This window comes from Bacillus benzoevorans, from assembly GCF_014207535.1.
GTDB classification, from domain to species: Bacteria; Bacillota; Bacilli; order Bacillales; family Cytobacillaceae; genus Bacillus_BD; species Bacillus_BD benzoevorans.
In genome coordinates, this window is record NZ_JACHGK010000025.1 from 1 (window position 1) to 430 (window position 430).

The following is a 430-nucleotide window of genomic DNA, read 5'->3' on the forward strand; positions in this document are numbered from 1 at the left end:
TCACACCCGTTCCCATCCCGAACACGGAAGTTAAGCTTCTCAGCGCCGATGGTAGTTGGGGCTTTGCCCCTGTGAGAGTAGGACGCCGCCAAGCTTTTAATTTTATATTATCGCAGGGTGGAGCAACGAAGCGTTACCTCATTGAAAAAGCTGCGAGTTGTACTGAATCGTAGATTCGGGACAGTCTTTACTCTTTGTTGGAGTATGAAAACTGTATAATTTTTATTATCGCGGGGTGGAGCAGTTCGGTAGCTCGTCGGGCTCATAACCCGAAGGTCGCAGGTTCAAATCCTGCCCCCGCAATCGACTAAAATGGCTGATATTTGATATATCAGTCTTTTTTTTATGCTTGAATCAAACTAACTATTTGGGTTACGTTTCATGGTGCCTAAGTAAACAAAAACCCAAAGGCTTTGGTCGCTATAGTGGG

The 430-nt window shown here is 45.3% G+C and carries 1 tRNA gene and 1 rRNA gene; both read left to right on the top strand.

Going from position 1 to position 430, the window contains the following annotated elements:
* A 5S ribosomal RNA gene (gene rrf / locus HNR53_RS20875) occupies positions 1-94 on the top strand; the annotation flags it as partial.
* 135 nt (positions 95-229) lie between these two features.
* Positions 230-303, top strand: a tRNA-Met gene (locus HNR53_RS20880).
* The last annotated feature ends 127 nt before the right edge of the window (positions 304-430 follow it).